3 protein-coding genes and 1 pseudogene are annotated in these 2,525 nt (G+C 66.4%); 3 read left to right on the top strand and 1 reads right to left on the bottom strand.

The features are described from left to right. Positions 1-139 precede the first annotated feature (139 nt). From ABDV69_RS21000 to ABDV69_RS20990, 3 genes are all read left to right on the top strand, one after another. Positions 140-1,126: an ERCC4 domain-containing protein gene (locus ABDV69_RS21000; RefSeq protein ID WP_343577729.1), complete on the top strand. Its 987-nt coding sequence runs from the start codon at positions 140-142 to the stop codon at positions 1,124-1,126. Between the two features lie 81 nt (positions 1,127-1,207). Beyond that, entirely contained in the window at positions 1,208-1,645 is a 438-nt protein-coding gene (locus tag ABDV69_RS20995; protein ID WP_343577728.1) for a DUF4158 domain-containing protein, read from the top strand. A gap of 167 nt (positions 1,646-1,812) precedes the next feature. After that, complete coding sequence (locus tag ABDV69_RS20990; protein WP_343577727.1) at positions 1,813-2,397, top strand: recombinase family protein; 585 nt, start codon at positions 1,813-1,815, stop codon at positions 2,395-2,397. Between the two features lie 49 nt (positions 2,398-2,446). Here ABDV69_RS20990 and ABDV69_RS20985 read toward each other — a convergent pair. Beyond that, positions 2,447-2,524, bottom strand: a pseudogene (locus ABDV69_RS20985) (acyl dehydratase); the annotation flags it as partial. Between the last annotated feature and the right edge of the window lies 1 nt (position 2,525).

The raw sequence follows: 2,525 nt of genomic DNA, 5'->3' as shown, positions 1-2,525 counted from the left end.
GCAAGCCCCCCACGCGCTCACTATGCGTGAGGCACCAGCCACTACCTCGCGCTCACTTTTAGGTGAGGCACCTCGCGTCTGCGCATATGCGGTGATGCACCTGCCTTGCCGAGGGCCAGGCCCGGCAGACTCAGGGGTTGTGGCGGAATTGCTGATCGCGGTCAACCCGGACGACGAGTCCCGGCTGGGGCTGCTGCTGCGAGTCCCGCTGGCCGGCGGGGACCTGCTTTTCCGCACGTCAGGGACGTGGCCGCGGGAGAAAGCCTTATTCGCATACCCCGTCCCGCTGCAAGAGTGGCCCGATGATCCGGTGATCGTTGAACGAGTGCCACTGAGGTCGTGCCATCGCCGCGGCGCGGCGATCGACGTGATCGCCGACCGATCCCGGCACAACCGCTCCCAACTCGTGTTCACCCAGGCGCGAGGCCGCGACGCGGTGTTTTGGCAGTCACCGCGCACCCGCAAGCAGGCACGCCCGAACGTGCGCACCCCGACCGCGCGCGCCCACGGTGTCGAGGAGTTATCGATCGTGATCGACAGCCACGAGCAGTACGCCTACCGATTCCCCACCCAGCAGGTCACCACGGTGAAGCGGGCGCTGCCATGCGGGGACTACGGGATAGTCGTCGACGGGCAGCTGGCGGCCAGCGTGGAGCGCAAATCGCTGGCCGATCTGGTTGCCAGTCTGACCGGCGGGAGGTTGCGTTACCAGGTCGGCGAGCTGGCCGCGCTGCCGCGGGCGGCAGTCGTGATCGAGGACCGCTACTCGCAGCTGTTCAAACTCGACCGGGTGCGCCCAGCGGTCGTCGCCGACGGGCTCGCCGAGCTGCAGATCCGCTGGCCCAACGTGCCCGTCGTGTTCTGCGAGACGCGTCAGCTCGCCGAGGAATGGACCTACCGATTCCTGGCGGCCGCCCACGCGTGGGCAACAACCGAACACGCTGTCTTGCAACGAATCTCACCGGACGCGGTCGAGATACCCGAACTCGACCAGGCACCCGCCGCGCCGGCACCATCCACTGCAGAGCTGCGCACCTGGGCCCGCAGCGTTGGGTTGCCGGTGCCCGACCGCGGACGACTACGCCCAGACATCTGGCAAGCCTGGCGCGACGCCCAACCGAAATAGGGGTGTCGGTAAGGATCGTGTCACCAGGTACAAACGGTGTTTCCGGCGTGGCGGGTGGGCTGTGGCTGTAGCTTCTGCGGGGTGGCCCGCGAGGTTGACCAAGATGAGCTGATCGACTGCCGGACGCTCGTCGATGACGAGGTGACGCTGGTAGCGGGTAAGCGCGGGGCAACGAGGCTGGGGTTTGCGCTGCTACTGCGGTTCTACACCGAACGGGGCCGCTTCCCGCGTGGCCGTTCAGAGATCCCCGATGCCACCGTTGACTACGTGGCCCGGCAGGTCGAGGTGGAGCCGACCGAGATCGCGTTTTATGAGTGGACGGGGCGTACCAGCAAGTTTCATCGGACTCAGATCCGTCAGGCGCTGGGTTTTCGGGAGTGCACGGTTGGCGACGCCGAGGCCGACGTCCCCCACTTACTCCCCGGACCAATCCGACAACATCGGCTTGATCGGCACCAGCGCCGCCGTCATCGACGCCGAACTGGCCCAACCGGACCCACCGGGCGCCGTCCCTCCTGAATGGGAACGCCATACTCACGACGTCCGCTTGCCGAACCCCAACCGGACACCGGCTCACCCGTGACGACCACCGCCGCGACGTCTAACAACAGCGGCGGGTCGCCGTCTCAAATACCTGGTCCGTAATCAGTCTCACTGAACGGTGGCTATCCGTTACAGTGACGAAAGTGAGCGCCCTGATCGGTTACGCCCGATGCTCCACCGACACTCAAGACCTCACCGCACAACGCCAGCGGCTCCATGAACTCGGCGTCGCCGACGACCGGATCTACCTCGACCACGGCCTGACCGGCACCACCCGCGCCCGCCCCGGCCTCGACCAGGCCCTGGCCGCAGTCCGCGGCGGCGACACCCTCGTCGTCCCGAAGCTCGACCGGCTCGCCCGATCGGTACCCGATGCCCGCGCCATCGGCGACGACCTCGCCGCCCGCGGCATCAAACTCTCCCTCGGCGGAGCGCTCTACGACCCCACCGACCCGATGGGCAAGATGTTCTTCAACATCCTGGCCACCTTCGCCGAATTCGAAGTCGACCTCCTACGGATGCGCACCCGCGAAGGCATGGCCGTCGCCCGCGCCAAGGGCCGCCTCAAAGGTCGCCAGCCCAAACTGACCGTCAAGCAGCAGAAGGAATTACGGCGCATGCACGACACCGGCGACTACACCATCACCGACCTCGCCGAACTCTTCAAAGTCTCCCGACCCACCGTCTACCGAACCCTCCAACGCCAACCCGACCCCCAGACACGATGACACCAACGCTCGTTTGTACCTGGTGACACGATCCTTACCGACTCCCCTGGATGCGGTGGCCGTTGTAGGTCGCGGCGCTGAAGAAGAACAACTGCCGCTCGTCGGGTGTCACGGTCAATGCCGGCAAG

It is taken from the genome of Mycobacterium sp. (genome assembly GCF_039583785.1).
Lineage (GTDB): Bacteria > Actinomycetota > Actinomycetes > Mycobacteriales > Mycobacteriaceae > Mycobacterium.
Note: the sequence above shows the minus strand (reverse complement) of the source record. Positions and strands in the feature narration are given on the sequence as shown.